Origin of the sequence: Mesorhizobium zhangyense (assembly GCF_011045115.1) — a bacterium.
Taxonomy (GTDB): Bacteria; Pseudomonadota; Alphaproteobacteria; order Rhizobiales; family Rhizobiaceae; genus Mesorhizobium_M; species Mesorhizobium_M zhangyense.
In genome coordinates, this window is record NZ_JAAKZG010000005.1 from 525,367 (window position 1) to 551,741 (window position 26,375).

Consider the following 26,375-nt stretch of genomic DNA (forward strand, 5'->3'; position numbering starts at 1 on the left):
CGCTATTTCAGCGGCGGGACATTGCCGAGCTTGATGAAGCCGAGCGAAGCCTTGCCCTTGCTGATTTTCAGGGGCAGGGACGGCGCACTGCCGAGCATGGAAAGAGCTGCAAACCCCTGCTGAATCTGCTCGCTCTTTTCCGGGATCACCTCGCTGAGCGCCATCGCCAGTCCCTGCGGGTCGCGGACGGTGAGCTTGAACTGCGCGTCCAGAAGCCCGTCCTGGCCTACCGAGAAGGGTCCGCTCAACGACAGGCCGGCCGTTTCGCTGGTGGAGAGGTCGAGCGTGCGGATCGTGCCGGACTGGCCGCGCATCGACTGGGTCTTCTGGGCGATAAGCGTCATGCCGTTCTTGACGGTCAGATCGGTGTCGCCTGAGAGCAGGGGCAGCGTTCGGCCCTCGACCAGCGAGGAATCCAGCGCCAATCCGGCGAAGCTGCCGGCAAGGTCGATATCCTGGCCGTTCGGGCGCACATGGCCTTCGAACGTCTCGGCGGCAAGCAGGGGCGCGCCGGCATCGGTCGCCGCCTTCAGCATCTTGCCTTCCACCGACACGCGTTCCGGCAAAGGCTGGGCCAGACGCACGCTGGCGCGCAGATTGTCCCAGGTCAGGGCAAGCGGCTGGCTCTGGGGTACTTCGATGCGGGCCGGGCTGTCGATTTCAGCGATCAGGTGAGTCGGGTCGTAGATCTGCCCCGCCGAGCGGAAGTTGCCCGCCGAAACGCTGACGCCACGGCCGGCATCTTCGAAGGCGACGCGATCGCAGAAAAGGCCGAGGCGGAAAGGATAGCCGCGCGCGACCGGGTTGGTGCATTCGGCGACCACGCCGTCGCGGTTCAGCGAGGCGATCTCGGCTTTGGCCTTGGCCTCGACCTTGCCGGCCAGATAGAACCAGCCGACGCTATAGCCGCCGAACAGCAGCACGACGAAGGCCGCCAGCCAGAGGATGCGGCGGTTGTAGTTCGGCTTCGGGCGGTCAGTCATGCTCATGTGCGGCTCAATTCTGTTCATGGACCTGTCTATAGACGCAAAACAGGTGCCGCGCTTCGCATTCATGTTCTACCTTGATGCGACGCGGGACGTTCTGCGCGGAGTTGGCTTGGCGATATGGGCGATTTTTGGGTTTTTGGCTACGGTTCGTTGATCTGGCGCCCCGGTTTTGCGCATACGGAGACAAGGCGGGCCCATCTCTACGGCTATCGCCGTTCGCTCTGCGTGCTCTCTTTCGTCCATCGCGGCACGCCTCAGCGTCCCGGACTGGTGCTTGGGCTCGACCGCGGCGGCTCCTGTGTCGGGCTGGCGTTTCGCGTGCCGGGCGAATTACGCGACGAAGTGATTGCCTATCTGCGCGAGCGCGAGCTGGTCACGAATGTCTATCTCGAACGCACGCAAACCGTGCGTCTCGATGACGGCGAGAAGGTGGATGCGGTCTGCTACGTCGTCGACCGCGCGCATGAACAATATGCCGGCAATCTCGACGAGGCCGAGGCGGCGAGGATCGTCCTGGGAGCGGTCGGCCAGTCGGGCGCGAACGAGGACTATGTGCTGAGCACGCTGGAACATCTGGAAGCCCTCGGCATCAGGGACCAGTGGCTGGAGGATGTCGGTCGTCGGCTTGCTGTTTGACCGGCCTGCTCGCATTTATGTGAAAACCAAAAGCATCGTCGGGGTTTGAACCCGGCTTCTGCAAGGTTTAGCTTTCTGAGATGGCGGTGCGGTTCTCGCGCAGGCCCGAAAATCACGGAGTATCGATCTTGCAGAAACGTCGCCTTGGTCGCACGGACCTCTCAATCGCGCCGCTGGTTTTCGGCGGCAATGTCTTCGGCTGGACCGCTGACGAAAAGACCTCCTTCGACCTGCTCGACCGCTTTACGGATGCTGGGCTGAACACCATCGACACGGCCGATGTCTATTCGCGCTGGGTGCCCGGCAATTCGGGAGGCGATTCCGAAACGATCATCGGCAAGTGGATGAAGGCGCGCGGCAACCGCGACAAGGTCGTGGTGATCACCAAGGTCGGCGCGGATATGGGACAGGGCAAGCGCGATCTCTCGGCTGGCTATATCGAGAAGGCGGTCGATGCATCGCTGAAGCGGCTCCAGACCGACGTCATCGACCTCTATCTTTCGCACTGGCCCGACGATGCGACACCCTATGAGGAGACGCTCGGCGCATACCAGAAGCTTATCGCTGCCGGAAAAGTCCGCCATATCGGCGCATCGAACCTCGACGCCGAGCAGCTTGGCGAGGCCCTGAAAGTCTCGCAGGAAAAGAACCTGCCGCGCTACGACGTGCTGCAGCCGGAATACAATCTCTACGACCGCCCGAGCTATGACGGCGCGTTGCGTGATCTCTGCATGGCCGAGGATATCGGCGTCATCACCTATTACAGCCTCGCCAGCGGTTTCCTCTCCGGCAAGTACCGCAGCGAAGCCGACCTCGCCAAAAGCGCGCGCGGCGGTGGTGTGAAGAAATATCTCGATGCGCGGGGCCTGGGCATCCTTGCTGCACTGGACGCCGTTTCGGCCCGCCATGCGGCCACGCAGGCCGAGGTGGCCTTGGCGTGGATCATCGCCCGCCCGGGCGTCACCGCGCCGATTGCCAGCGCAACTTCGGTGGCCCAGGTCGACAGCCTTATCAAGTCGGTGTCGCTGAAGCTCGACCAGGCCGATATTGCGGAACTGGATAGCGCCAGCGCCTAAACCTCGACGCCCAGCTCCTTCAGCCGCTTGACCGCCGTTGGTGGCAGTGCCGGCGGGTTGGGCGACTGCGCGGCCTCGATCAGATACTGGTCGCAGGCCGCTTCCGTTTCGCTGATCAGGCGGCGCATGAATTCTTCCTTGCTCAATCCCGGCGGGATCGGCGGCAGGTATCGCGCCTTTATCGTGCCGGGATAGCGCATGAACTTCCGGCGTGGCCAGTAGAGCCCCGCCACATGCGCCACCGGTACGACCGGCACGCCAAGCTGGTTGTAGAGCTCGACGATGCCCCATTTATAGGCCGGCTCGTCGCCTGGCGCGCGCCGCGTGCCTTCCGGATAGATGATCAACTGGCGCGGGTTGCGCGCCATCTCCGCTTTGGTCGCAGCCACGACGGCCTTCAGTGCCTTGGAGCGGCTGCCGCGATTGACCGGGATCATCCGCATCTTGAGGATATACCAGCCGAAGAACGGTATCCAGGTCAGCTCGCGCTTCAGGATGTAGAGCCCGTCGGGAATGTCGGGCAGGAAGGCGATGGCATCCCAGAAGGACTGGTGCTTGGGCGCCAGTATGTAGGAGCCCTGCGGCAGGTTTTCCTGGCCGGTGATCTCGCTTTTCGTGCCGGCGACCTTGTCCTGCAGCCACAAGCTGGTGCGGCTCCAGAATTTCGGCACGAACCAGGCGCGGTGGCGCGGCGACAGGAAATAATAGGGCGTCCAGAAAATCATCTGGACGATCAGATTGGCGTAGAAGAGGACGTTGAACGCCAGCGAGCGGATTTGGACCATGGGTGAAGCCTGAGGAGGGTGTCACCGCTGGTTACACCAACTGCCCGAAAAAGGAAAACCGCATCTGTCCGACGCGAGGGTCAGTTCGTGGATGACTTGGTGGAGGCCTCGACCAGCACCACGCCGTCCGGCGTCGAGCGCAGCGGCACCACTGTGCGGGCAAGGGCGCCGAGATATTTGGTGTATTCGGTGAACAGCACGCGCACCGCTTCGGGCTTGGTCATCCATGTGCCGCCATCCAGCCGCGTGTTGACGACGGGATAGGGTTTCAGGTTGGCCTTGTCGATGAAGCGCCCCATTTCGAGCAGGCTGCGCGGCATGTGGTAATTGTTGGTAACGAGGATGACGCTGCCATATTCATGGCTCTCGACCCATTTGGCGCTTTCCTCGGCGTTGCCGATCGTGTCCATGGCCGCATAATCGATATCGACGCAGCAGGAAAACAGCGTCTTGTCGCCGCCCGTCGCCACCTGGAGCGACTTGCGGCCTGCCGCGGGATTGACGCCGCTGATGAGCAGGCGCTGGCCTTTGCCCGATTTGAGCAGGTCGAGTGCCGCATCGATACGCGACTGGCCGCCGGTCAGCACGATGATCGCATCCGCGCTGGGCGGGTTCGCAGGCGTGCTCAGGCGGCTAACATAGTCGGCGAACCAGCCGAAGCCGGCGGCAAAGACAACGCCTGCGGCAATGGTTGCAACGGCTGCGGCGCGCAGAAATCTGGCAAAACGATTCGACGGCTTGCGCTGGGGCGCAGGCACGAATGCCGACGACATACCGCCGACCGCCTCATCCGTCTCGAATCTGCTCATGCTGCTATGGTCGGCTTTCATTAGCGTCTGTGCAAATGCCGTTTCCGCACATTGCGTTACAGCGGGTTGCCAATCGTGATCGTCTCTTTCGGCGCGCGCCGCTCCAGCGTTTCCAAGCATTCTAGCCTCCGTCCGGATGGCTGACGTCTATATCGTTCAGATAGGCCACGACCGTCACATGTGAAGTGGCGGCGGTGAGCGCGCCGATGATCAGGACGACCAGTGCCACGCCGCCATAGCCGGCGGCCCCTATGGAAAAATTGCCGAACAAAGCGGTTGCCTGATCGGCCTGAGGGGTGGCCAGATTGCGCGACGACCAGAACCAGAAAAAGATGAAGACGATCATCGCCGCTATGCCGCCGGCAGCAGCCCCCTTCATGCCCGTGAGCAAGAAGTGCGTGCGAAACTGGCTGGCGATGAAGCCGGCCTCCGCGCCGACGAAATGCAGGACTTCGATGATGTGCCCATTGCCGGCCATGGCGCCGCGCGTGGCGAAGACCACGGTCAGCACCGTTGCCGACAGCATCAGCACCAGCACGGCCATGCCGAGCGTTACCGTGGTGCGGGCCATGGCGACCAGCCGGTCGACCCAGGTACGGTGGTCGTCCAGCGTCGCGCTCGGCACGTCCGGTTGCAGCATCTGGCGCATGGCGGCGAAATCCGGCGGATTGTTCTCGTCGATGGTGACGATCACCAACCGCGGCACCGGCAGTTCGTCGATGTTCAGGCCGGAGCCGAGCCATGGCTCGAGCAGCCGCGCGGTTGCCTCGCGATCGACGATCTTGGTGCTGCGCACGCCGGCAAAGCCGCTGGCGATGCGGGCGGCATTGGCAAGGGCGGCATCCATGTCCAGCCCGTCGACCGGCTTGATCTGGATCGTCGCCTCGCGCGCAATCTGGTTTTCCCAGATCGATGCCGTGTCACGAACCAGCGTGACCGCGCCGAGCGTCAGGCAGGACAGGAAGGTCATGATGGCGATGACGAAGACCAGCGCGCGCCCGGCTATGTTCTGCGGCGGCACGATGGGTGCTGTCTTGCGCTGGGCGCGGACCGGGCGGGCGATCGTTTCCTCTTCGTGGTCGCCGTCGGTGGCCTGATGCAGCTCAGTCATAGATATCGAGCCTTCCATTGGCCAGAATCATGCGCCGCGCGTCGACCTGCTCCATCAAGCCGAGATCATGGGTTGCAATGACCACGGCCGTTCCCAGCCGGTTCAGTTCGATGAAAAGCCGCAGCAGGCGCCGCGCCAGAGGCGGGTCGACATTGCCGGTCGGCTCGTCGGCCAGCAGGATCTCCGGCTGCTCGATCAGTGCACGCGCAATCGCGGCGCGCTGCTTCTCGCCGCCCGACAGCACCGGCGGCAGCACGTGCATGCGTTCGCCAAGCCCGACCCATTTCAGCAGTTCGGTGACGTCGTTGCGGTAGCTCGCTTCTTCGCGGCCGCGCACGCGCAGGGGCAGGGCAACGTTCTCATAGGTCGTCATGTGGTCGAGCAGGCGAAAATCCTGGAACACCACGCCGATGCGCCGCCGCAGCAGCGGCAGTTCCTGGCGCGTGATGCGCGAACGGTCCTTGCCGAAGACCGAGATCAGCCCGCGCGTCGGCTTCAGGGACAGGAACAGCAGGCGAAGCAGCGTCGTCTTGCCGGCGCCCGACGGCCCGCTCAGGAACTGGAATGAGCGCTCCGGGAGCTGGAAGGTGATGTCGCGGAGAATCTCCGGACCCATCCCGTAACGCAGGCCGACATTCTCGAAGCGGATCAAGTGTAAAAACCTTGGGTTTTGCGGGCCGTCATTGCGGCCAGTTCATCAAAAAGACCATCGGCCTGTATGGTTAACCTTTGGTTAATTTTCACGTCAAATCCGGCCCTGATTCGCCCACGGTTGCGAAGCATTAACCAATTCCGTTTACCTCCGGAATCGGGGAAGTTCGAAAGGATAGCCCATCCGCTATGGCAGAGGGTCGCACCGCACGCCCGGTTTCCGGCGAAATCATGACGGGCGTCTCGGTCGAGGCGGTCATTGCTTGGCCTGTGCATGATGCCGCGGACGTGGTTGATGCCGACTACGAGCTTGTTTCGCCGCCACGCCGCGCACCTGTCGCGCCCGAAGCCGAGCCCGCAGCCTTCGCGCCTGCGGCAGCACCTGTCGATGGCATGGGCATGCTGTTGCGCGATCCCGCGCAGCCCGCAGCGAGCCGCCTGGCATCGCGCGGCGGGCCGATCTTCTGGGTTTTCGGCCTCGGTCTCGCTGCCGCAGCCTTCTGGGTTTCCGGCGGGCATGAATTGGTGCGGCAGGCATCGTTCCTGAGCACGGCGCAAGCGGCACCCGGCTTCACCATTTCCGGCGTCACGTCGCGGATCGACACTATCGGCGCTCGGCCTGTTTTGTTCGTCGATGGCCAGGCCTCGAACAGCGGCAATATGGCAGCGCGCTTGCCGCCGCTGGAGATCCACGTCACCGGCACCGACGGCGCAATCGCGCGCTACAAGCTGGGGACAGCGGACAAGCCTTTGGCCCCCGGCGGCAGATTTGCCTTTTCGAGCCGGCTCGAGGTGCCTAAGAACGGGGTGAAGACCGTTTCGGTCGCCTTCGGAGATTAAAACATGCCGGTTGTCCGCGACAAGGATATCGAAGTGCTGTTCAGCGCCTCGACCATCGCCCGACGCAATCTCGAGCTTGCCAAGGAGATCGCCGCGCACGACTACACCGACCTGCTGGTCATCTCGGTGCTGAAGGGCTCGTTCATTTTCGCTGCGGACCTGATCCGCGCCATGCACGATGTCGGCCTGTCGCCGGAAGTCGAGTTCATCTTCATTTCCAGCTATGGCGCGGGCACCACCAGCGGCGAGGTGCGGGTGCTGCGCGATATCGACAACGAGGTGAGGGGCCGCGACGTTCTCCTCATCGACGACATTCTGGAATCGGGCAAGACGCTGTCCTTCACCCGCGACCTGATGCTGTCGCGCGGCGCGAAAAGCTGCTCCATCGCCGTGCTGCTGGACAAGCGCATGCGCCGCAAGATTGAGCTCGATGCCGATTATGTCGGCTTCGACTGTCCCGACTATTTCGTCGTCGGCTACGGCATGGACGTCGCCCACGCCTTCCGCGAACTGCCCTTCGTCGGCGTCGTCAAGGGCGACGCCTGAGGCGTGGCCTCCGTCACGCTCTATGGCTACCACTACAGCGTCTATCTGCGCATCGTGCGCATGGCGCTTGTGGAGAAGGGTGTTTCCTGGACGCATGTCGAGATCGACCCCTTCGCTGAGACGATCCCGCCGGACTATCTCGCACTGCATCCCTTCGGGCGCGTGCCGACGCTGAAGCACGGCAATTTCGTGCTCTACGAGACCACCGCGATTGCGCGTTATGTCGATGAGGTCTTTGCCGGGAAGCCGCTTCAGCCTGCCGATGTCCGGGCCAGGGCGCGGATGAGCCAAATCATCGCGATTGCCGATTCCTATGGCTATTGGCCGATGGTGCGGCAGGTCTTTTCGCAGCGGATCTTCAATGCAGCGCTTGGAAGAACGCCGGACGAGACGGTGATTGCCGATGGGCTTGCCGCTTCGGGCAAGGTGCTTGCCGCACTTGAACCGCTGGCCGAGGGCGAGCGGTTTTTGATCGGCAGCGCCTTGAGCCTTGCCGACCTGCATCTCGGTGCGATGGTCGCGTATTTCGCGGCTGCACCGGAAGGCGATGCCGCCTTGGCGAATTTTCCGCGGCTCAGAGCGTGGTGGGGCGTCATGAAGGACCGGCGTTCGATGACGGAGACGAATCCCGGTCTTCCCCGCGCCTGACGCTTATTTCCGCTTCGGCACAAACACCGAGAGCGCCTTCGGCCTGATGCGGAAATGCGCCGGCGTGGTGGTGCACAATTCGCCGTCGGTGTTGACCGGGCGCGGGCGGCTGGTGCGGACCGTCACTTCCGTCGTCTGGAAGGCGCGCACGTCGTCCCAGCGCCCTTGCGTGCCGCGTCTCAGGCTCGGCAGCAGCGCCAGCAACCGCCACCAATGGTCGACTTCGAGGCTGTAGAAGTCGAGCCTGCCGTCGTCGGCGGTCGCCGTTTCCTCGACCGTCATGCCGCCGCCATAGTGCTTTCCGTTGCCGACGGAAATCTGCAGGGTCCTTATCTTTTCGGTCGTGCCGTCGTGGTCGAGATGGGCGCTGAACAGTCTTGACCGCGCCAGCAGCCGTGCCGCGACGATGCCGTAACCCAGCTTGCCCCAGCGCTTCTTGGCCTTGTCGCTCAAGTCGGCGGCAAGTTCGGCGCTGAAGCCGATGCTGGCGACGTTGAAGAACAGGTGGCCATTGACCTCGCCGAGATCGATCGGTGTGAGTAGGCCCTGCGCGATCACCTCGGCTGCCTTGACCGGATCGGGCGGAATGCCGACCGTGCGCGCAAAATCATTCGCGGTGCCGAGCGGCAGCACGCCAAGCGGCAGCTTGAGGTCGACCAGGGCGGGGGCTGCGGCATTCAGCGTGCCGTCGCCGCCACCGACGATGACCAGGTCGCATCCCGTTGCCTGCTTGCGGATAAGTTCGTCTATCGGCTGGTCCTTGCCGGCGGTCATGTCGACGACCTCGATGCCGGACGCTTTGAGCACGTCGAGAGCAGGCGCGATGGTTTCCCCGCCGCGCCTGGCCTTGGGATTGACGACAAGCAGGGCGCGCTTCGTCGCTTTTGTTTTTTTCGGCAAGGGGGTCGGCCTCATCTGGTCGAGTGCGGTTCACGCCAGATAGGGCGGCGACAAGGCTAATTAAAGTGCAGTCCCTGTGTTGTGGCCGCTTTCCTACGCTGGCGCCCTTGTTCCCAGCCGCGCATTGAGCGCGAAAAGGCCGGCGCTGATGATCAACGCCGCGCCCATTATCGTCGCTGCCTGCGGCACCTCGGCAAAGAAAAGAAAACCCCACAACGGTGCCCACAGGATGCCGGTGTATTCGAAGGTCGCGACGATGTTGGCCGGCGCCAGCCTGTAGGCTTGCGACAGCAGGATCATGCCGGCCGAAGCGATGAAGCCGCAGGAAGCCATCAGCAGGAAATCACTCAGCGTTGGCCAGATCCAGGGACGCACCAGAAATTTCAGGCTCGGATGGGTGACGTTTTCCATGCCGATGGTCTGGAACAGAAAACCGAGGACGGCGGCACCTATGAGATAGGCGCCGTTCTGGTAAAAGCTCATGACGGTCGAGGATTCCGCCGAGCCGAGCTTTCGCGCCATCAGCTGCGAAAAACCGTAGAGGCCGGCCGAAAGCAGGGAAAGCAGCGCCGCCCATTCGAACACACCCTGTCCGGGGCGGACCATTACCAGAACGCCGATCAGCCCGACGACCGCAGTGACTGCGCTCGGCCACGAAATGTGCTCGCCGAGATAGGGGCGGGCCAGCATGACGATGAACAGCGGCGCCATGAAATAGAGCGCGATCGCATCGGCCAGCGGCAATGCTGCCAGCGCCAGATAATAGGCGGTGTAGGAGGTGAACAGGATTGCCGCGCGCAGGCCGAGCAGCCGGTAGTTCGGCGAAAACAGCGCCCTCAGCCCGACATCCTTGTGGACGATGATGAGGAGGATCGGCAGCGAGACGATGGAGCGGATCGCCATCACCTCCATCAGCGGATAGCGGCCGGAAACAGCCTTGATGACCGGGTCCTGCAGCGAAAACACCATCACGCCAAGGCAGAGGGAGATGATGCCGAGGAGGGTACGGTTCTGCATGGTGTTCACGGCTCGCGATGCGCAGTTAAAAAAACGTCTGGCATATGGACAAAAAGAACCCGCGGCCCCTGTTTTGGGACTACGGGTGAGTGAGGACTTTTTGCCCGACCGCGTCGATTGTTGCCGACTCGGCGCATGCATTTCGGTTTCGTTGTTGATTATCGCCGTCCGATTGACATGTTTCAAACGAATTGGAATGATGCCAGCCATGAGAAATGCTTATGGCTGGACGTCATGACGATTCATCTCGACAGCGATCTTCTGCGCACCTTCGTCGCGGTGGCCGAAACCGGCAATTTCACCAAGGCGGCCGATACCGTCAGCCGCACGCAGTCGGCCGTGTCTATGCAGATCAAGAAGCTTGAAGCGATGATCGGCGAGGTGCTGTTCGAGCGCGGCTCGCGTGGCGTGTCGCTGACGCGCAAGGGCCAGGACCTGATCGTCAATGCCCGCCGCATCGTCTCGCTGCTCGACGAGACGGCAGCCTCGATGCGGGCGGAAGCGCTCGACGGCCCGGTGCGCATCGGCATCCCTGAGGAATACAGCTATTCGATCCTGTCGCGGGCGCTGAGCGCATTCGCCAAGATGCACCCCAAGGTCGAGATCACGGTCAAATACGCGCATTCCGCCTCGCAGATGGTGGCGCTTGAAGCAGGCGAACTCGACCTCGCCGTCGTGTTCGAATGGCAGGATTTTTCCGACGGCGAAGTGCTGATGCGCGACCCGACCGTCTGGGTGACGTCGAACCTGCATCTCCTGCACGAGGAGACGCCGCTGCCGGTCGCGCTCTACAGCCGCGCGGGGTGGTGCAAGGATTTCGCGCTCAGGTCACTGGAGGATCGCGGGCTGCCCTACCGCGTCGCCTATACCAGCGATACGACCAGCGGGCTCAAGCTCGCGGTGGCTTCCGGGTTGGCGATCGCGCCGGTGTCGCGTTCCAATATTCCGCCCGATTGCCGCGAACTGACCGCTGCCGATGGGTTTGGTGATATCGACGCGTCGAATGTAGTGCTCCACCGCGCGCCGGGGGCAACCAGCGAGGCGATAAACGGCATGGCCGACGCCATCCGCGAAGCGTTCTTCTCGCAACTGACGATCACCGTGCCGCCGCCCGGCTCGTGATGCAGTCATGCCACCTCCCGACAGTCCTCCTGACAAGAAGCTGTCAGGAGGAGGATGCTAGGAATGCCTTATCAAACGAGTTGAGGAGGCAACGATGCTGAAATTCTACCACGCGCCCTGGTCGCGCTCTTCAGGCGTTCATTGGCTTCTGGAGGAACTCGGTGTGCCCTACGAAACCGAGATCATTGATATCCGCGCTCCCGGCGGCGTGCCCGAAAGTTACCGCGCCATACAACCCAATAAGAAGGTGCCGGCGATCGATCATGACGGCACGATCGTGACAGAGCGTGCGGCCATCTGCATGTATCTATGCGAGGCTTTTCCGCAAGCCGAGCTTGCTCCTGCGATCGGAGAAAAGGCTCGGGCGACGTGGCTGACCTGGCTGGTCTATTCGGATTCGGTTTTCGACCCGGCAATCGCCGCGAAGGCACAAGGATGGACATATAACAGCAACAGCTTCTCCTTCGGGGCCTATGACGACATGGTCCAGCATCTGGAAAAGACGCTCTCGTCGCGGCCTTACATTGCGGGAGACAGGTTCACGGCTGCCGACACCCAGATCGGCAGCGGAATTTATTTCGTCACGAACATTCTCAAGGCTTTTCCCGACAAGCCGGTTTTCCGCGACTATCTGGCAAGGCTACAGGAGAGGCCGGCCTATCAGCGCTACCTCGCGAAGGATGCTGCGGCTACGCCACGCGGTGCATCTTGAAGCACGTCTTGTAAGGAAGGCGGGCCGAGGTGCGTCTCAGCGCATTTCGAGCAGGCGCTCGAGATAGTTGCGTTCCAGCTCGGGGCTGAGCGCGTTGCCCAGCCGCTTGCGGATGGCATCGAGAATCTGGCGCGCGCGCTGCACGTCGATCTCGTCCGGCACCTTGACCGAATTGCCGAAGTCGGGGCCGGTGGTGGCTCGCGGCCGGCCGAGCGGGTCGCGGTCGGCGTTCTGCTGGCGACCGCCTTCCTCGCTGCCGCCTTCCTCGCCCTGCATGGCCTGCTGCATCTGCTGCATCATGTCCTGCGCGCCCTTGCGCAACGCTTCGAGCGCGCGGCCCTGTTCGCCAACGGCGCGTTCGCCTTCGCCCTGGCCAAGCGCGCCTTCGGCCTGGCCCATCGCATCGCCTGCCTCGCCGAAACCTTCGCCCGGCTGGATGCCGAGACCTTCGAGCCCCTTGGTCAGGCCCTGAAGATCCTTCTGCAACTGGCCCTGGCCTTCCTGAAGCTGCTTCAGCGCCTCGGCGAATTCGTCGGGCGTCATCGGCCGGCCCTGATTGCCTTGACCCTGCCCCTGCTGGCCCTGACCTTGCTGGCCGGGTTCGCCCTGCTGGCCTTGCTGACCCTGTCCCTGTTGACCTTGCTGGCCCTGCTGCTCGCCGGACTGCTCTCCGCGCTGCATCTGGTCCATGCGGAAGGTCTCGTTCATCATCTCCTGCTGGCGCCGCATGATCTCGCCCAGCTTGTCCATCTGCTGGCGCATCTCGCTCTGGTCGCCTTGCTGGCCGGGCTGCTGCTGGCGGCCCGCCTGCAGGTTGTTCATCATGTTCTCAAGCTGGGACAGAAGCTCCTGCGCCTGATCGCGGTTGCCTGATTTGGCCAGATTCTCGATCTGGTCCATCATGCGCTCGAGATCGCTCTGGCGCAGTTCCTGGCCGTTCTGCGGCATCTGCTGCTGGGCCATGTTCGGGTCGCGCTTGGCCCGCTCGGCGAATTCGCGCAGGAAGTCGTTCATCGCCTGGCGCAGCTCTTTCATGAGCTTGTCGATCTCTTCGTCGCTGGCGCCGTTCTGAAGCGCCTGCTTCAACGCCTCCTGCGCCTGGCGCAGGCGCTTTTCAGCGGACGAAAGCGCGCCGTCCTCGATCGCCAGCGCCATTTCCCAGAAATAGTCGGCGGTGGCGCGCAGCTGGTCGTCGCTCTCGGCCATCTTCAACTGTGTGCTGCCGACCATCAAGCCGAGGAAGTTGGCCATGTTCTGGATCGTGTCTTCGGGCCGCAGCGTGATGGCGTCGATCAGCTCCAGCACATAGGATTTTTTGTTCGTGTCGAGCGAGAAGATGCGGCGCTGTTCCACCACGGCCTTGGCCAGCGGGTTGGAGAAGGGCCGCTCCGGCAGCACCAGCGTCTTGGTTTCGCTGGTGGCTTCCTGTCCGGCGTCGTCCGTTGCCTTCAGCGTCAGCTTGACCGTGCTGCCGGCCCAGACATGGTCGGTCAGGTCGCGCGAGACCTTGGCGGCAGCCGTGCCGCTGCCGCGGCGCGGCACCGTCAGCGGCATTTCGGGTGCCTTGTAGAGCGGATGCGCATCCTTGGCCTGTTCGTCGGCCAGCGCGAACTCAGCCTTGGCGGAAGCCGCGCCGTAATCGTCGACGATCTCGTAATTGAGTTCCAGCGCGCCGTTGACCGCGCGCTTGGGCTCGCCGACGAAGCGGATCACCGGCGGCTTGTCGGGGATGACGGCGAAGGTCCAGCTCTGCAGCTCCTTCTCGCCGGATTTCAGGCTGAGCACGCCGTCCTTGTCGAGCTTGCCGGCAAATTGACGCGCCACTGCCGGTGCGCCGGCGGCAATCGGCTTGGCCGGGGCAGGTGCAGCACCCGCCTTCGGCTCGATGTCGCGGGTGGTGCCGCCGGCATCGGCGTAGGAAAGCGCCTCGTCGCCGGCGCCGCCGGTCACGCGCAGTGAAACCTCGCTGCCCTGCGGTACGGTGAAGGTCGGGTTCTGCCGGTTGGCGTCGGCAGTCAGGAACACCGGCGCCTTGCCGGTATAGGCAGGCGGCGTCACCCAGGCATCGATACGCGGCGGAATGGTCTCGGCGATCGCGCCGGCCTGAAAGGCGTCGCCAAGGCGTCCGCCGAGCGGGCCATAGGAGAAGGCGAAGGCGGTGACGAATAGCAGCGCGGCTGCAGCGCGCAAGCCCCACGGGTCGCGCTCCGGCACGCGGGTGCGCGGCATGTCGCTGCCGACATCGCCAAGGCTTTCGGCCATCCGCTTCTGGTGCTCGCGCCACAGCGCCTGCGAAAACTCGCTGACCTTTCCGCTCGGCCGGTCTGTCTGCACCAGCACCGGCGTATGTGGCAGTTCATTCGCCGCTTCGATGCGACGGTCGATCTCGGCGGCGGAAGGACGGCGGAAGAAGCGCAGCGGATAGAGTGCGGCAACGCCTGCAATGGCGAACAAGGCCAGCAGGCCGAAGCGCGGCAAATCGGGCAGGAGGCGGAAGACGCCGAGCCAGGAAAGGCTGAGGAACAGGCTGACGACGACAAGCAGCGGCAATGCCAGTGGCCAGCCACGTTCCACCGTCATGGAGGCCAGCGTGGTGAACCGGGCGCGGCCAAGGCGCCGGGCGAAACTCTGTGCGCTGTTCGTTGCCGGTGTTTCCGCCATCAACCTTTCCAAACGAGACTCGCACCGCATGTGCGCTCTCATGGAAAAGAATAGCAGCAAACACGGCAAAGACGAGGCATGGTACGAAATCGTGATCGGCGGGCTTTTCCGCGCCGATCACCGCGCGAGCGCATCAGAGCCAGTCGGGCACCGAATCCAAGCCGATCAGCTCGTCATAGGTCTGGCGCGGGCGGATGACATGGAAAGCATCGCCATTGACCAGCACTTCCGGCACCAGAAGCCTGGTGTTGTAAGTGCCTGCCTGTACCGCGCCATAGGCGCCGGCCGTGCCGACGGCGATCAGGTCACCGGCCTTCAGGCGCGGCAGATCACGGTCGAGGCCAAGAAAATCGCCGGTCTCGCAGACCGGGCCGACGATATCGACCTTCATGCGCGGCGTGTCGGCTGGCGGCTGCACCACCGGGCGGATGTCGTGGAAGGCATCGTATAGGGTCGGGCGAACCAGGTCGTTCATCGCCGCATCGACGATCAGGAAGTTCTTGGCGTCGCCTTCCTTCACATAGATCACTTCCGACACCAGAATGCCGGCATTGCCGACGATCAGCCGTCCGGGCTCGAACATCACCTTCAGCCCGAGCTTGGTGACGTGCTTCTTCACGATCGCGGCATAGGCATCGGGAAGGGGCGGCGGCGAGTTGTCGGTCTTGTAGGGAATGCCGAGCCCGCCGCCGAGGTCGACATGTTCGATGGCATGGCCGTCGGCCTGCAGCATGCCGACGAGTTCGACCAGCAGCGCGAAGGCATCGTCGAAAGGCTGCAGCTCGGTGATCTGGCTGCCGATATGCATATCGATGCCGGTGATCTTCAAGCCGGGCAGTTGGGCGGCGCGGGCATAGACCTCGCGCGCCCGCTGGCGCGGTATGCCGAACTTGTTTTCGGCCAGCCCGGTCGAGATCTTTTTATGGGTCTTGGCATCGACATCCGGGTTGATGCGCAGCGAGATCGGCGCGACCTTGCCGGCAGCGACAGCGCGCGCCGAAAGCAGCTCGAGTTCCGGCTCGGACTCGACGTTGAAGCAAAGGATGTCGGCTGCCAGCGCGAAATCCATTTCCCGCGCCGTCTTGCCGACGCCGGAAAACAGGATCTTCCTGCCGGGAATGCCCGCCGCCAAGGCGCGGCGCAGCTCACCTTCGGAAACCACGTCGGCGCCCGCACCCAGCTTGGCCAGCGTCGTCAGTACGGCCTGGTTGGAGTTAGCCTTCAGCGCATAGCAGACGAGGCTGTCGAGGCTTGAAAAGGCCTCGCTGAACACGCGGTAGTGGCGGGTCAAAGTTGCGGTGGAATAGCAATAGAAGGGCGTGCCGACGGCAGCCGCGATAGCGGGCAGGGGCACGTCCTCGGCGTGGAGCACGCCGTCGCGATAGTCGAAATGGTTCACTGGCTTGGTCCGGTCAGAGCAGCTTGTCGAGGAGGAAGGGCTTGTCCGCGACCGGTTTCTTCGGCTCCGGCGGCAGCGGCTGCTCATTGGCCTTCTGCGCGTCCTTGCGGGCCTGCACGGCAGCTTCATAGGGCGTGTCGAGCCCCGACTTGCGCCCGCAGGCCGAAACTGCGCCGATCGCGGCCAGAAGCACGAGCGTGGTGAGAAGTCTGCTGCCGGTCATCCTGTCATCCGTCCGTGAGAAATACGTTGCCTGCTTCTAGCTAAATTCTTTGGCCTTTGCACCCCGGCAAATCAAGCGGCTAAAAGTTCAGCAGGGCTGGATGGGACCTAGACCGCAGCCACGATTACGTGAGCCTGAATTTTGGCGGCAACCGCGCCGCTGCCATGCCTGTCCGCAATCGCCGATGCGGCATGGTCGGTTGCAGCTTCCAGCTTTCCCGCGTCCCTGGCCTCGATTTCGCTGCGAAGGACAGTTCCCTGGCAATAGGCAACGGCCGGAATACGCGGTGAGGAGGCACGGCTTTGTTCGGCTCGCGTTTCGATCACCACGCTGGAGAAACCTGCGCCCTCCAGTTCGCTGCGGATCAGTGCGATATCGTGGTAGCCATGCGGCGTGCGGGCCAGGAAGCGCGGCGGATCGTTCGGAAAAATCTCTGCGAGAGCATTGGTCACCTCATCGGCAAATACATTCTCCTCGATGCGATCCCATACGTTGAACAGGAAATGTCCGCCGGGTTTCAGGACGCGTCTGGCTTCGCGGTAGGCAGACGGGCGGTCGGGAAAGAACATCGCGCCGAACTGACAACAAACGAGATCGAAGGCCGCATTTTCAAACGGCAGCGCCAAAGCATCCGCCTGGCGCCATTGGACGCGGCTGTCGGGACCTTGTCGCGACGCGGCGTGGTCGAGCATCGGCTGGTTGAGGTCGGTAACGACATAGCTTGCGTCGGGGGGCAGCTTTGGCGCCAGTGCGCGGGTGACGACCCCGGTACCCGCGGCGGTTTCCAGAACCGCGCTCGGCGACAAGGACGCTGCCCGTCGCGCAAGATCTGCGGCGAACGGCTCGAAAATCAACGGCACCATATAGCGATCGTAATTTTCCGGGATCGAGCCGGCGAATACCTTGTCGGTTTCCAACATCGCTATCACCCGCCGTCCGTTTGATGGACCGGCATATGAAACCATCATACCAGTCGTGGCGGGGCGATAATAGCGGTTGGGCGCATGATCGAAGCTCCCAAAACGGGAGCCTCGAACCATGCGCTAGGTCCTCATGCCTTGGCGATGCGCTTTTTCCAGTAGCGGATCTGGCGGCGGACCTCGGCGGGCGCCGTGCCGCCGAAAGAGGTGCGGCTCTTCACCGAGTTCTGCACCGAAAGCACCGAGAAGATATCGGCGGTGATGCCGTCATGGATCGAGCGCAAATCTTCCAGCGTCAGCTTTTCCAGCCCGACTTTCTTGCTTTCCGCCAGCGCAACGGCGCGGCCGGTGACGTGATGGGCCTCGCGGAAGGGCAGGCCGAGCGTGCGCACCAGCCAGTCGGCAAGGTCGGTCGCGGTCGAATAGCCGGAACCGGCAGCCTTCTTCATCGCGGCCTCGTTCACCTGCATGTCGCCGACCATGCCGGTCATGGCGGCGAGCATCAGGTCGAGCGTCTCGGCGGCGTCGAACACGGCTTCCTTGTCTTCCTGCATGTCCTTGGAATAGGTCAGCGGCAGGCCCTTCATCACCGTCAGAAGGCCGATCAGGTGGCCGTTGACGCGGCCGGTCTTGGCCCGCACCAGTTCGGCGGCATCGGGGTTCTTTTTCTGGGGCATGATGGACGAGCCGGTCGAAAAGCTGTCGGACAGCCGCACGAAGCCGAACTGCGGCGTCGACCAGATGACGATCTCTTCGGCCAGCCGCGACAGATGGGTCGCCGAAATCGCGGCGATGGCCAAAAATTCCAGCGCGTAGTCGCGGTCTGAAACGCTGTCGAGCGAATTGCGGGTCGGCTCACGGAAGCCGAGCGCCTTGGCGGTGCGGAAGCGGTCGATCGGGAAGCCGGTGCCGGCAAGGGCCGCAGCACCCAGCGGGCTCTCGTCCATGCGCTCGATGGCGTCGCGGACGCGGGAAAGGTCGCGGGCAAACATCTCGACATAGGCCATGCAGTGGTGGCCGAAGGTTACCGGCTGGGCCGTCTGCAGATGGGTGAAGCCGGGCATTACGGTGGCGGCATGTTCCTCGGCGCGCTTGAGGAACGCTTCGATCAGTCCCTTCAGCGCTTCGGCGACGCGATGGAACTCGTCCTTGACCCAGAGCCGGAAATCGACCGCCACCTGATCGTTACGCGAGCGCGCCGTGTGCAGGCGGCCGGCGGCCGGGCCGATCAGTTCGGCAAGACGCGCCTCGACATTCATGTGAATGTCTTCCAGCCGGGTCGAGAATTCGAACTTTCCGCTCTCGATCTCTTTCAAAATCGTGTTCAGGCCGTGAGCGATTTTTTCTTGATCTTTCTCCTCAATGATGCCCGTTTCCGCGAGCATTTCGGAGTGAGCGATCGAGCCTCGGATGTCCTGCGCGTAGAGCTTTTTGTCGAAGCCGATCGAGGCGTTGATCGCCTCCATGATCGCCGCAGGGCCCGAGGCAAATCGTCCGCCCCACATCGCGTTGCTGGCCTTCTTGTCGCTCATCGTGATAACCGGGCTCCGGAGAAAAAAGTGAATGGCTGACGGAAAGAAACTCATACCGACCGCGCGCCTGCTGGTCACGGCAGCGATTGCAGGCGCATTTGCCGGCGCGGTGGTGGTATATGCCAGCGTTACCTTGTCTGGCAACAAGGCTCCGGCTTCAGCGCCGCAGCAGGTGACTGTTGCCCCTGCCGCTCCCGAAAACACTGCCGACAATGCCGTCTGCGCGGCAAAGACCGACAAGGCCAAGGTGGTGGGTGCGGCAGCAAAAGGCGAAGTCGCAGCCATGCTGCCAGCCGACCCGCCGCAATCGCTGAAGGGCCTTGCCTTCAAGTCTCCCGACGGCAAGCCGATGACGCTGGCCGACCATGCCGGCAAGACGCTGCTGATCAATCTGTGGGCGACATGGTGCGCGCCATGCCGCGCCGAAATGCCGGCGCTCAATGCGCTGCAAAAGGAAAAGGGCAGCGACAAATTCGAGGTCGTCGCCGTCAATGTCGATACCGGCGATGACGAAAAGCCGAAGAAGTTCCTCTCCGAGATCGGTGTGGATACGCTGGCGCTCTACCGCGACAACACGCTCGACCTGTTCAACGATCTCAAGAAGCGCGGCCTGGCGCTCGGCCTGCCGGTGACGCTGCTGGTCGATGGCGAAGGCTGCCTGCTCGCCAATATGAACGGCCCGGCCGAATGGTCGAGCCCGGATGCGGCCAAACTCATCGAAGCGGCAATGGGCGCGTCAGACTGACCGCAGCACGATCGGCTGAAGCACGGGGACACGGGCCTTACGTCCGGCCGTGGCGGTTTGGACTGGCGCCGTGACCGGTACGCCGGTCAGTTCGCTGAACATTTCGATCGGACCCGGCTTGCCGAGATAGAAGCCCTGTCCGATCTGGCAGTCCTCGGCATCCAGGAATTTCAGTTCGCCGAGCGTTTCGACGCCTTCCGCCAGCACCGGCAGTCCGAGGCCGCGCCCAAGGCCGAGAACGGCTCGCACGATCGCCGCGACCTGGCCGTTGGTGTCCACTGACTTGATGAAGGAACCATCGATCTTGATCTTGTCGAAGGGGAAGGCGCGCAGGTTCGAGAGCGAGGAATAGCCGGTTCCGAAATCGTCCATGGCCACCCGCACGCCCAGCGCCTTGATCTGCCTGAGCGTTGCGAGCGCGCGCGGCATGTCCTTCACGAGGGCCGTTTCGGTGATTTCCAGTTCGAGCCTACCGGGTGCGAGGCCAGTGTGAACGAGGACTTCGTGAACCTTGCGGCTGAAATGCGGATTGTGAAGCTGCACCGCCGAGACATTGACCGCCACCGAAAGCGGGTTTTTCCAGCCGGCAGCCTCCTGGCAAGCCGTTGCCAGCACCCATTCGCCGATCTGGACGATGACGCCGCTGTCTTCCGCAACCGGGATGAACATGGCCGGCGAAACTTCGCCGTGTTCCGGGTGCTGCCAGCGGATGAGAGCCTCGAAGCCGAGCATCTTTCCGCTGCTGATTTCCTTCTGCGGTTGGTAGACCAGATAGAATTCGTCGCGCGCGATCGCCTGGCGCAGTTCGTGTTCCATCACGCGCTTGTCGCGCGCTTCGGCACCCATCGACGCTTCGAAATAACGGTACGTATCCTTGCCTTCTGCCTTGGCGCGGTAGAGCGCGGTGTCGGCATGGCTGATAAGGGCGGTCTGGTCGTCGGCGTCCCGGGGATAAAGCGCAATGCCGATGCTGGTCGAAACCAGACCGCCGCCGATGGAGCGCCTGTTCTCCTCGCGCATGGCCGCCAGCACGTCGTCGGCAATGCGGCCGGCAGCCTGAGGGTCCGAGAGGTTGGGAGCAATGATGGCGAACTCGTCGCCGCCGAGGCGCGCGAGCAACTGCCCGCTGCGCAGAACGCCTGAGACACAGCGCGCGACGGTTTGCAGCATGGCGTCACCCGCGCCATGCCCGAACAGGTCGTTCACTTCCTTGAACCGGTCGAGATCGAGCAGCAAGAGCGCCAGATGGTTGCCTTTCCCGCTCAGTTTCATGGCGGCGATCTCGGCGTCGAGCCGGCCGGAAAAATTCCTGCGGTTGGCAAGCCCGGTGAGCGGATCGAAATGGGCGAGGCGAAGGATTTCCTGCTCTGCCGTCTTGCGTTCGCGGATGTCGCGAACGGCGACCACGGTATGCGGCTTGCCACAATAGTCGATGCGCCGGGCGATGAGTTCGACGGGGATGCTTTCTCCGTCGCGGCCTTTCAGTTCCGCTTCCTGCGCCTGCTCGCCGAATTCCGGCAGGTTGGAGGCGGTGCGCTCGCCAAAGAGGTTGGCAAGTTGCATGGCGTTGAGCGTCTCGACCGGCTGACCGGTCAACGTGGCAATGCTGTTGTTGGCGCTGACGATGCGCGCGCCGTCACAGACGATCAACCCCTCGACTGCGGCATTGGCCAAGCCGTGCATGCGCTCCGCTTCAATCTTCTGGCGGCGGAAACGCAGATCGATCGACAGCGCAATGCCAGACAGAATGAGGATCACCAGGCTTGCGGCGGCAACGGCGAAGGCATGCGACACGGGCTCGATCGTGGATTCGGAAATCTCGACCGAAGAATCCGGAATGATCGAGACTGCGGCCATCGCGATGAAATGCAGGGTGCAGATGGCGAGCGTCAGAAGCACGGCGCCGCCGAGTGTCGCCAGCGTCGACGGGCGGCGGAGTACGACAAGGAGCGACAGCGCTGCCAGCGTTATTCCAGCCAGCAGGGAAATGGCGACAAGAAGCTGGTCCCAGACGATCCGGCCCTGCACTTCGAAAGCGGCCATGCCGACAAAGTGCATCGACGCGATGCCGGCGCCAAGCAAGGCGCCGCCCACGAGATAGTAATCGATGCCGCCGCGCAACGTGGCCACCCACATGCCGGCAGCCGTCAGAAACACGGCGGCAGCGAGCGAAAGGGCGGAAAGCTCGACATTGTAGGCATTCGGGATGCCGGGCGAAAATGCAAGCATTGCGATGAAATGGGTGGCCCAGATGCCGAAGCCGGTGGCCGTTGCTGAAATCATCAGCCAGGCAAGCCGGTTTCCGTTTCTGGACTGACCGACGTGATGGAGCAACTTGACTGCTGAAAACGACGATATTGCGCAAATGAGCGCGGCGAGCGCGACAAGCCTCAGATCATGCTCATTCACGATACAGTTGTAGACTGTCAGCATTTCTCAATTAACCCAATCTATTGGAAATAAACAAGGTAATGTTGAATATTAGCTGCATATGATTGAAGGATCAGTTAAATTTGCTTTCAACCTGTGGGCGTTGCTTTTGCCGAACGCGGAGCGTTTCCCGGCAAAGCGCGGCCCCTTTCGAAAGCCGGCTTACGAAAACGCCTGGAGCGAACAACGCAGGGAAACGAAATCCACACGAAACTGAGACGAAATTCATCGAAGCGTAACAAAACGGTTGTCGCACTGTCACAATCGACCGATACTCCCGGTTGCGAACCTAAACCTTCGCCAAGTAAAAACGGGAGAGAAACATGAAATTTCAAGGCGTTGCGGCCGGTATAGCCGCGTCATTCACCCTGCTTTCGACATCGTCCGCATTCGCCGTGACCGAGATTTCCTGGTGGCATGCCATGACCGGCGCCAACAATGAGGTCGTCGAAACGCTGTCCAAGGAATTCAACGAGAGCCAGAGCGAGTACAAGGTCACTCCCGTTTTCAAGGGAACCTACCCGGAGACGCTGAACGCCGGCATTGCCGCCTACCGCGCCAAGCAGCCGCCGGCGATCATGCAGGTGTTCGATGCCGGCACGGGCGTCATGATGGCCGCTGAAGGCGCGATCAAGCCGGTAGCCGACATTCTCTCCATGGGCGGCAAGCCTTTCGACAAGAGCCAGTATCTTCCGGGCATCGTCGCTTATTATTCGAAGCCGGACGGCACCATGCTGTCCTTCCCGTATAATTCGTCTTCGCCCATCCTCTATTACAACAAGGACATCTTCCAGAAGGCCGGTCTCGACGTCGACAACCCGCCCAAGACGTGGCCGGAAGTGTGGGACGCGGCCAAGAAGATCAAGACCAGCGGCGCGGCACCTTGCGGCTTCACCACGACCTGGCTGACCTGGATTCACACCGAAAACTTTGCGGCCTGGAACAATGTTTCCTTCGGCACCAACGAGAACGGCCTCGCCGGTCTCGATGTCGAGCTCAAGATCAATTCGCCGATCTTCGTGAAGCACTTCCAGGAACTGGCCGACCTCGCCAAGGACGGCACGTTCAAATATGGCGGCCGCACTTCCGAAGCCAAGCAGATCTTCCTTGCCGGCGAATGCGGCATCTTCACCGAATCCTCGGGCGGTCTCGGCGACGTCGTCAAGTCGGGCATGAACTTCGGCACTGGTTCGCTGCCCTACGAGCCGGAAGCTCAGGGAGCGCCGCAGAACACCATTCCCGGTGGCGCCAGCCTCTGGGTCTTCGCCGGCAAGTCGGACGAGGAATACAAGGGCGTAGCCGCCTTCTTCAACTTCCTGTCCACGACCGAAATCCAGGCCCGCCTGCATCAGGTGTCCGGCTATCTGCCGGTAACGCTCGAAGCCTACGAGAAGACCAAGGCTGACGGCTTCTATGACAAGAACCCGGCCCGCGAAATCCCGATCAAGCAGATGATGGGCAAGGCGCCGACCGAGAATTCGAAGGGCGTGCGCTTGGCCAACCTGCCGCAGGTCCGCGACATCGAAAACGAGGAGTTCGAGAAGATGCTGGCCGGCGACCAGACCGCCCAGCAGGCGCTCGACAAGGCCGTCGAACGCGGCAATGCCGCAATCAAGCAGGCCATCGGCAACTAAGAAGTCTGCCCCTCACCCTTACCCTCTCCCCGTGACAAACGGGGGGAGGGGTATAAACGCTGGAGCCCCGCAGGCGGATGAGGGGCATTCCGGCAAGGAGGAAGCCCTGTCCCCACGCGTTACTTTCCCCAACAAGGTCCTGCCCTATCTCCTGGTCGCGCCACAACTCGCCATCACGGCGGTCTTCTTCTATTGGCCGGCGGGGCAGGCGCTCTACCAGTCGATGCTGCGCGAAGACCCGTTCGGGTTGAATTCGAAATTCGTCTGGTTCGACAATTTCGCGCGGGTCCTTTCCGATCCAAACTATGTGAATTCGCTCAAGGTCACGGTGGTCTTCTCCATAGCCACGGCCTTCGTTTCCATGGCGGTGGCCCTGCTGCTGGCGGTGATGGCCGACAAGGTCATTCGCGGACGCGGCATCTATCGCACGCTGATGATATGGCCCTATGCGGTGGCCCCGGCCATTGCCGGCATGCTGTGGCTGTTCCTGTTCAACCCGTCGATCGGCACGCTCGCCTATGGGTTGCGCTGGCTGGGTTTCGACTGGAACCCGCTGCTCGACGGCACGGACGCCATGGTTCTGGTCGTGACAGCCGCTTCGTGGAAGCAGATCAGCTACAATTTCCTGTTCTTCGTCGCTGGGCTTCAGGCCATTCCCAAGACGCTGATCGAGGCGGCGGCAATCGACGGCGCCGGCGAGACGAAACGCTTCTGGACGATCGTCTTTCCGCTGCTGGCGCCGACGACGTTCTTCCTTCTCGTTGTCAACACGGTCTACGCCTTCTTCGATACCTTCGGCATCATCCACGCCGTCACCGGCGGCGGGCCGGGCAAGGCTACCGAGACGCTGGTCTACAAGGTCTACAATGACGGCTTCGTCAACCTGATCCTCGGTGACTCGGCGGCGCAGTCGGTGATCCTGATGGTGATCGTGATCGGCCTGACCGCCTTCCAGTTCCGCTTCGTGGAAAAGAAGGTGCATTATGGGTAGCGCACGATGATCGGCTCATCCCCCATCCGCACCTTCATCGCCCATGCCGTGCTGATCCTCGGCATCCTGATCGTCGCATTCCCGATCTATTACACATTCGTGGCGTCGACCCATTCGCTGCAGACGATCCTGCGCCCGCCGCTGCCGCTGCTGCCCGGCGACCGCTTCTGGGAGAATTATTCTACCGCACTTTTCGGCGGCATCGGCCGTATCGGTGGCGTGTCGGTCGGCACGCTGCTCTACAACACGACGGTCGTGGCGCTGGCGATCGCAATCGGCAAGATCGTGATTTCGATCGTGTCGGCCTATGCGATCGTGTTTTTCCGCTTTCCCTTCCGCATGACCTTCTTCTGGCTGATCTTCATCACGCTGATGCTGCCGGTCGAGGTCCGCATCCTGCCGACCTACAAGGTGATGGTCGATCTCGGCCTGATCGACACCTATGCCGGTCTCACCCTGCCGCTGATGGCGTCTGCGACGGCAACGCTGCTGTTTCGCCAGTTCTTCATGACCATCCCCGGCGAACTGGTCGAGGCGGCGCGCGTCGACGGAGCCGGACCGTTCCGCTTCTTCAAGGATATCCTGCTGCCGCTGTCGAAGACGAATATAGCCGCGCTGTTCGTCATCCAGTTCATCTATGGCTGGACGCAGTATCTCTGGCCGCTGCTGGTCACCAACCGCAACGACATGAACACCATCGTCATCGCGCTTCGCAAGATGATTTCCTTTGCCGACGCCGACACGGAATGGCACCTCGTCATGGTCACCTGCATGCTGGCCATCATCCCGCCAATCCTCGTCGTCGTCCTGATGCAGCGCTGGTTCGTGCGCGGCCTCGTCGATACGGAGAAATAATGGCTACCGTCGATCTCAACGATGTGAAGAAGGTCTATGCCGGCGGCATAGAGGCGGTTAAGGGCGTTTCCATCGCCATTCCCGATAAGGCGCTGTGCGTGCTGGTCGGCCCGTCCGGCTGCGGAAAGTCCACGCTGCTGCGCATGATAGCCGGGCTGGAAACCATCTCCTCCGGCACCGTCGCAATCGATACGAAAACCGTCAACACGGTCGGCCCGGCCGAACGCGACATCGCCATGGTGTTCCAGAACTATGCGCTCTACCCGCATATGAAGGTCTACGACAACATGGCATACGGCTTGCGAAATCGCGGCATGCCGAAAGACGAGATCGACAAGCGCGTGAAAGCCGCCGCCACGACGCTTGAACTGTCGCATCTTCTCGATCGCCGTCCGCGCGAGCTTTCCGGCGGCCAGCGCCAGCGCGTCGCCATGGGCCGCGCCATCGTGCGCAGCCCGAAGGTGTTCCTGTTCGACGAGCCGTTGTCCAACCTCGATGCCAAGCTGCGCGGCCAGATGCGCGTCGAGATCAAGAACCTGCAGCGGTCGCTCGGCGTCACGTCGGTCTATGTCACGCATGACCAGCTCGAGGCGATGACGCTGGCCGACGTTCTCGTCGTCATGAACGGTGGTCTGGTCGAACAGTCCGGCAACCCGCTCGACATCTATGAAAAACCGGCCTCGACCTTTGTCGCCAGCTTTATCGGCGCGCCGCCGATGAACCTGCTTGCAGTGCAGGCAGGATCGAACGGCTCGACGTTCAGCGACGGTTCGCCTGTCGGCATCGCTGGCCCGGCCGATGCCGTCACGCTTGGCGTTCGCCCGGAAGATGCCGATGTCGCCTTCGGGCCGGATGTGCCGAAAGGTGCGGTCGTGCTGCCGGCAAAGGTGGAAGCGGTCGAGCCCGTAGGTTCGGAAAGCTTTCTATACTGCGCCGCTGGCGGTCAGCGGATCGTGGTGCGTGTCGCGGGCCGCGCTACAGCCAAACCCGGCGACGAATTGCGTGTCGTCGCCAAGGCCGAAAAGCTGCATTGGTTCGATCAGGCAGGCAAGCGGGTGGAGTGAAAGAGCGCCGGGGACAGTTTACTTTCTTGCCCCGGAAAGACACTGCCGATGAAAAGCTGGATCAAGGGGCAAAAAGTAA

25 protein-coding genes are annotated in these 26,375 nt (G+C 62.5%); 12 read left to right on the top strand and 13 right to left on the bottom strand.

The features are described from left to right. Nucleotides 1-2: 2 nt before the first annotated feature. Nucleotides 3-989, bottom strand: coding sequence for a DUF2125 domain-containing protein (locus G6N74_RS15465; RefSeq protein ID WP_165118806.1), 987 nt, complete (start codon nucleotides 987-989; stop codon nucleotides 3-5). A 117-nt stretch (nucleotides 990-1,106) separates the two neighbouring features. Between G6N74_RS15465 and G6N74_RS15470 the strand changes: the two genes are divergently transcribed. Together G6N74_RS15470 and G6N74_RS15475 are read left to right on the top strand one after the other, a co-directional pair. Then, the gene (locus tag G6N74_RS15470) at nucleotides 1,107-1,625 is read left to right on the top strand and encodes a gamma-glutamylcyclotransferase (protein WP_165118808.1); all 519 of its coding nucleotides are present in this window, start codon (nucleotides 1,107-1,109) and stop codon (nucleotides 1,623-1,625) included. Nucleotides 1,626-1,753: 128 nt separating this feature from the next. Then, nucleotides 1,754-2,701, top strand: a complete 948-nt coding sequence (locus G6N74_RS15475) for an aldo/keto reductase (RefSeq protein WP_165118810.1) — start codon at nucleotides 1,754-1,756, stop codon at nucleotides 2,699-2,701. On the opposite strand, the gene G6N74_RS15480 is transcribed toward G6N74_RS15475, so the two are convergent. The 4 genes from G6N74_RS15480 to ftsE form a co-directional block, all read right to left on the bottom strand. Further along, on the bottom strand, nucleotides 2,698-3,486 hold the full coding sequence (locus G6N74_RS15480; RefSeq protein ID WP_165118812.1) for a lysophospholipid acyltransferase family protein: 789 nt from the start codon (nucleotides 3,484-3,486) through the stop codon (nucleotides 2,698-2,700). The two genes, G6N74_RS15475 and G6N74_RS15480, sit on opposite strands and share 4 nt — an antisense overlap. Before the next feature lie 80 nt (nucleotides 3,487-3,566). Continuing rightward, nucleotides 3,567-4,259 (bottom strand): YdcF family protein, encoded by a 693-nt coding sequence (locus G6N74_RS15485; RefSeq protein ID WP_246245774.1) that lies wholly within the window; start codon nucleotides 4,257-4,259, stop codon nucleotides 3,567-3,569. A gap of 157 nt (nucleotides 4,260-4,416) precedes the next feature. Further along, complete coding sequence (locus tag G6N74_RS15490) at nucleotides 4,417-5,406, bottom strand: cell division protein FtsX (RefSeq protein ID WP_165118816.1); 990 nt, start codon at nucleotides 5,404-5,406, stop codon at nucleotides 4,417-4,419. Then, complete coding sequence (gene ftsE, locus G6N74_RS15495) at nucleotides 5,399-6,058, bottom strand: cell division ATP-binding protein FtsE (RefSeq protein ID WP_165118818.1); 660 nt, start codon at nucleotides 6,056-6,058, stop codon at nucleotides 5,399-5,401. The genes G6N74_RS15490 and ftsE overlap by 8 nt, the downstream gene beginning before the upstream one ends. A gap of 188 nt (nucleotides 6,059-6,246) precedes the next feature. On the opposite strand from ftsE, the gene G6N74_RS15500 reads away from it, so the two are divergent. The 3 genes from G6N74_RS15500 to G6N74_RS31375 are packed head-to-tail and all read left to right on the top strand — an operon-like array spanning nucleotide 6,247 to nucleotide 8,091. Beyond that, entirely contained in the window at nucleotides 6,247-6,897 is a 651-nt protein-coding gene (locus G6N74_RS15500; protein WP_165118820.1) for a hypothetical protein, read from the top strand. Nucleotides 6,898-6,900: 3 nt separating this feature from the next. Next, nucleotides 6,901-7,443: a hypoxanthine phosphoribosyltransferase gene (hpt, locus tag G6N74_RS15505; RefSeq protein ID WP_165118822.1), complete on the top strand. Its 543-nt coding sequence runs from the start codon at nucleotides 6,901-6,903 to the stop codon at nucleotides 7,441-7,443. 3 nt (nucleotides 7,444-7,446) lie between these two features. Further along, a complete protein-coding gene (locus G6N74_RS31375) occupies nucleotides 7,447-8,091 on the top strand; it encodes a glutathione S-transferase family protein (RefSeq protein WP_312857878.1) in 645 nt (214 codons plus the stop codon). Nucleotides 8,092-8,094: 3 nt separating this feature from the next. On the opposite strand, the gene G6N74_RS15515 is transcribed toward G6N74_RS31375, so the two are convergent. Next, nucleotides 8,095-9,006 carry a lipid kinase gene (locus G6N74_RS15515; protein WP_165118824.1) on the bottom strand — a complete coding sequence of 304 codons (912 nt, stop codon included), beginning with the start codon at nucleotides 9,004-9,006 and terminating at the stop codon, nucleotides 8,095-8,097. 78 nt (nucleotides 9,007-9,084) lie between these two features. Next, nucleotides 9,085-10,008 carry a DMT family transporter gene (locus G6N74_RS15520; protein ID WP_165118826.1) on the bottom strand — a complete coding sequence of 308 codons (924 nt, stop codon included), beginning with the start codon at nucleotides 10,006-10,008 and terminating at the stop codon, nucleotides 9,085-9,087. Nucleotides 10,009-10,242: 234 nt separating this feature from the next. Between G6N74_RS15520 and G6N74_RS15525 the strand changes: the two genes are divergently transcribed. Together G6N74_RS15525 and G6N74_RS15530 are read left to right on the top strand one after the other, a co-directional pair. Then, nucleotides 10,243-11,130 (top strand): LysR substrate-binding domain-containing protein, encoded by an 888-nt coding sequence (locus G6N74_RS15525; protein WP_165118828.1) that lies wholly within the window; start codon nucleotides 10,243-10,245, stop codon nucleotides 11,128-11,130. A gap of 94 nt (nucleotides 11,131-11,224) precedes the next feature. Continuing rightward, the gene (locus tag G6N74_RS15530; RefSeq protein WP_165118830.1) at nucleotides 11,225-11,842 is read left to right on the top strand and encodes a glutathione S-transferase family protein; all 618 of its coding nucleotides are present in this window, start codon (nucleotides 11,225-11,227) and stop codon (nucleotides 11,840-11,842) included. Between the two features lie 36 nt (nucleotides 11,843-11,878). On the opposite strand, the gene G6N74_RS15535 is transcribed toward G6N74_RS15530, so the two are convergent. The 5 genes from G6N74_RS15535 to argH form a co-directional block, all read right to left on the bottom strand. Next, nucleotides 11,879-14,503 (bottom strand): TIGR02302 family protein, encoded by a 2,625-nt coding sequence (locus tag G6N74_RS15535; protein WP_165118832.1) that lies wholly within the window; start codon nucleotides 14,501-14,503, stop codon nucleotides 11,879-11,881. A 133-nt stretch (nucleotides 14,504-14,636) separates the two neighbouring features. Next, nucleotides 14,637-15,902: a diaminopimelate decarboxylase gene (gene lysA / locus G6N74_RS15540; protein ID WP_165118833.1), complete on the bottom strand. Its 1,266-nt coding sequence runs from the start codon at nucleotides 15,900-15,902 to the stop codon at nucleotides 14,637-14,639. Between the two features lie 13 nt (nucleotides 15,903-15,915). Next, nucleotides 15,916-16,125, bottom strand: coding sequence for a lipoprotein (locus tag G6N74_RS15545; RefSeq protein WP_165118834.1), 210 nt, complete (start codon nucleotides 16,123-16,125; stop codon nucleotides 15,916-15,918). Nucleotides 16,126-16,232: 107 nt separating this feature from the next. Continuing rightward, on the bottom strand, nucleotides 16,233-17,045 hold the full coding sequence (locus G6N74_RS15550) for a class I SAM-dependent methyltransferase (RefSeq protein WP_165118835.1): 813 nt from the start codon (nucleotides 17,043-17,045) through the stop codon (nucleotides 16,233-16,235). Between the two features lie 131 nt (nucleotides 17,046-17,176). Then, a complete protein-coding gene (gene argH / locus G6N74_RS15555) occupies nucleotides 17,177-18,577 on the bottom strand; it encodes an argininosuccinate lyase (protein WP_165118836.1) in 1,401 nt (466 codons plus the stop codon). 31 nt (nucleotides 18,578-18,608) lie between these two features. Between argH and tlpA the strand changes: the two genes are divergently transcribed. Beyond that, nucleotides 18,609-19,322, top strand: coding sequence for a thiol:disulfide interchange protein TlpA (gene tlpA / locus G6N74_RS15560; protein WP_165118837.1), 714 nt, complete (start codon nucleotides 18,609-18,611; stop codon nucleotides 19,320-19,322). Here the strand turns inward: tlpA and G6N74_RS15565 are convergent. Continuing rightward, a complete protein-coding gene (locus tag G6N74_RS15565) occupies nucleotides 19,314-21,755 on the bottom strand; it encodes a sensor domain-containing diguanylate cyclase (RefSeq protein WP_165118838.1) in 2,442 nt (813 codons plus the stop codon). The genes tlpA and G6N74_RS15565 overlap by 9 nt on opposite strands. Nucleotides 21,756-22,075: 320 nt before the next feature. Between G6N74_RS15565 and ugpB the strand changes: the two genes are divergently transcribed. The 4 genes from ugpB (at nucleotide 22,076) to G6N74_RS15585 (ending at nucleotide 26,296) form a co-directional block, all read left to right on the top strand. Beyond that, entirely contained in the window at nucleotides 22,076-23,386 is a 1,311-nt protein-coding gene (gene ugpB / locus G6N74_RS15570; RefSeq protein ID WP_165118839.1) for a sn-glycerol-3-phosphate ABC transporter substrate-binding protein UgpB, read from the top strand. A 106-nt stretch (nucleotides 23,387-23,492) separates the two neighbouring features. Further along, a complete protein-coding gene (gene ugpA / locus G6N74_RS15575) occupies nucleotides 23,493-24,377 on the top strand; it encodes a sn-glycerol-3-phosphate ABC transporter permease UgpA (RefSeq protein WP_165118880.1) in 885 nt (294 codons plus the stop codon). Between the two features lie 6 nt (nucleotides 24,378-24,383). Beyond that, the gene (gene ugpE, locus G6N74_RS15580) at nucleotides 24,384-25,232 is read left to right on the top strand and encodes a sn-glycerol-3-phosphate ABC transporter permease UgpE (RefSeq protein WP_165118840.1); all 849 of its coding nucleotides are present in this window, start codon (nucleotides 24,384-24,386) and stop codon (nucleotides 25,230-25,232) included. After that, nucleotides 25,232-26,296 (top strand): sn-glycerol-3-phosphate import ATP-binding protein UgpC, encoded by a 1,065-nt coding sequence (locus G6N74_RS15585; protein WP_165118841.1) that lies wholly within the window; start codon nucleotides 25,232-25,234, stop codon nucleotides 26,294-26,296. The genes ugpE and G6N74_RS15585 overlap by 1 nt, the downstream gene beginning before the upstream one ends. The last annotated feature ends 79 nt before the right edge of the window (nucleotides 26,297-26,375 follow it).

Coding starts and splice junctions, on each gene's coding strand:
- G6N74_RS15465 (WP_165118806.1), bottom strand. CDS start 989: ATGAGCATGACTGACCGCCCGAAGCCGAACTACAACCGCCGCATCCTC.
- G6N74_RS15470 (WP_165118808.1), top strand. CDS start 1,107: ATGGGCGATTTTTGGGTTTTTGGCTACGGTTCGTTGATCTGGCGCCCC.
- G6N74_RS15480 (WP_165118812.1), bottom strand. CDS start 3,486: ATGGTCCAAATCCGCTCGCTGGCGTTCAACGTCCTCTTCTACGCCAAT.
- G6N74_RS15485 (WP_246245774.1), bottom strand. CDS start 4,259: ATGTCGTCGGCATTCGTGCCTGCGCCCCAGCGCAAGCCGTCGAATCGT.
- G6N74_RS15490 (WP_165118816.1), bottom strand. CDS start 5,406: ATGACTGAGCTGCATCAGGCCACCGACGGCGACCACGAAGAGGAAACG.
- G6N74_RS15500 (WP_165118820.1), top strand. CDS start 6,247: ATGGCAGAGGGTCGCACCGCACGCCCGGTTTCCGGCGAAATCATGACG.
- hpt (WP_165118822.1), top strand. CDS start 6,901: ATGCCGGTTGTCCGCGACAAGGATATCGAAGTGCTGTTCAGCGCCTCG.
- G6N74_RS15515 (WP_165118824.1), bottom strand. CDS start 9,006: ATGAGGCCGACCCCCTTGCCGAAAAAAACAAAAGCGACGAAGCGCGCC.
- G6N74_RS15520 (WP_165118826.1), bottom strand. CDS start 10,008: ATGCAGAACCGTACCCTCCTCGGCATCATCTCCCTCTGCCTTGGCGTG.
- G6N74_RS15525 (WP_165118828.1), top strand. CDS start 10,243: ATGACGATTCATCTCGACAGCGATCTTCTGCGCACCTTCGTCGCGGTG.
- G6N74_RS15530 (WP_165118830.1), top strand. CDS start 11,225: ATGCTGAAATTCTACCACGCGCCCTGGTCGCGCTCTTCAGGCGTTCAT.
- G6N74_RS15535 (WP_165118832.1), bottom strand. CDS start 14,503: ATGGCGGAAACACCGGCAACGAACAGCGCACAGAGTTTCGCCCGGCGC.
- G6N74_RS15545 (WP_165118834.1), bottom strand. CDS start 16,125: ATGACCGGCAGCAGACTTCTCACCACGCTCGTGCTTCTGGCCGCGATC.
- G6N74_RS15550 (WP_165118835.1), bottom strand. CDS start 17,045: ATGTTGGAAACCGACAAGGTATTCGCCGGCTCGATCCCGGAAAATTAC.
- argH (WP_165118836.1), bottom strand. CDS start 18,577: ATGAGCGACAAGAAGGCCAGCAACGCGATGTGGGGCGGACGATTTGCC.
- tlpA (WP_165118837.1), top strand. CDS start 18,609: ATGGCTGACGGAAAGAAACTCATACCGACCGCGCGCCTGCTGGTCACG.
- G6N74_RS15565 (WP_165118838.1), bottom strand. CDS start 21,755: ATGCTGACAGTCTACAACTGTATCGTGAATGAGCATGATCTGAGGCTT.
- ugpB (WP_165118839.1), top strand. CDS start 22,076: ATGAAATTTCAAGGCGTTGCGGCCGGTATAGCCGCGTCATTCACCCTG.
- ugpE (WP_165118840.1), top strand. CDS start 24,384: ATGATCGGCTCATCCCCCATCCGCACCTTCATCGCCCATGCCGTGCTG.
- G6N74_RS15585 (WP_165118841.1), top strand. CDS start 25,232: ATGGCTACCGTCGATCTCAACGATGTGAAGAAGGTCTATGCCGGCGGC.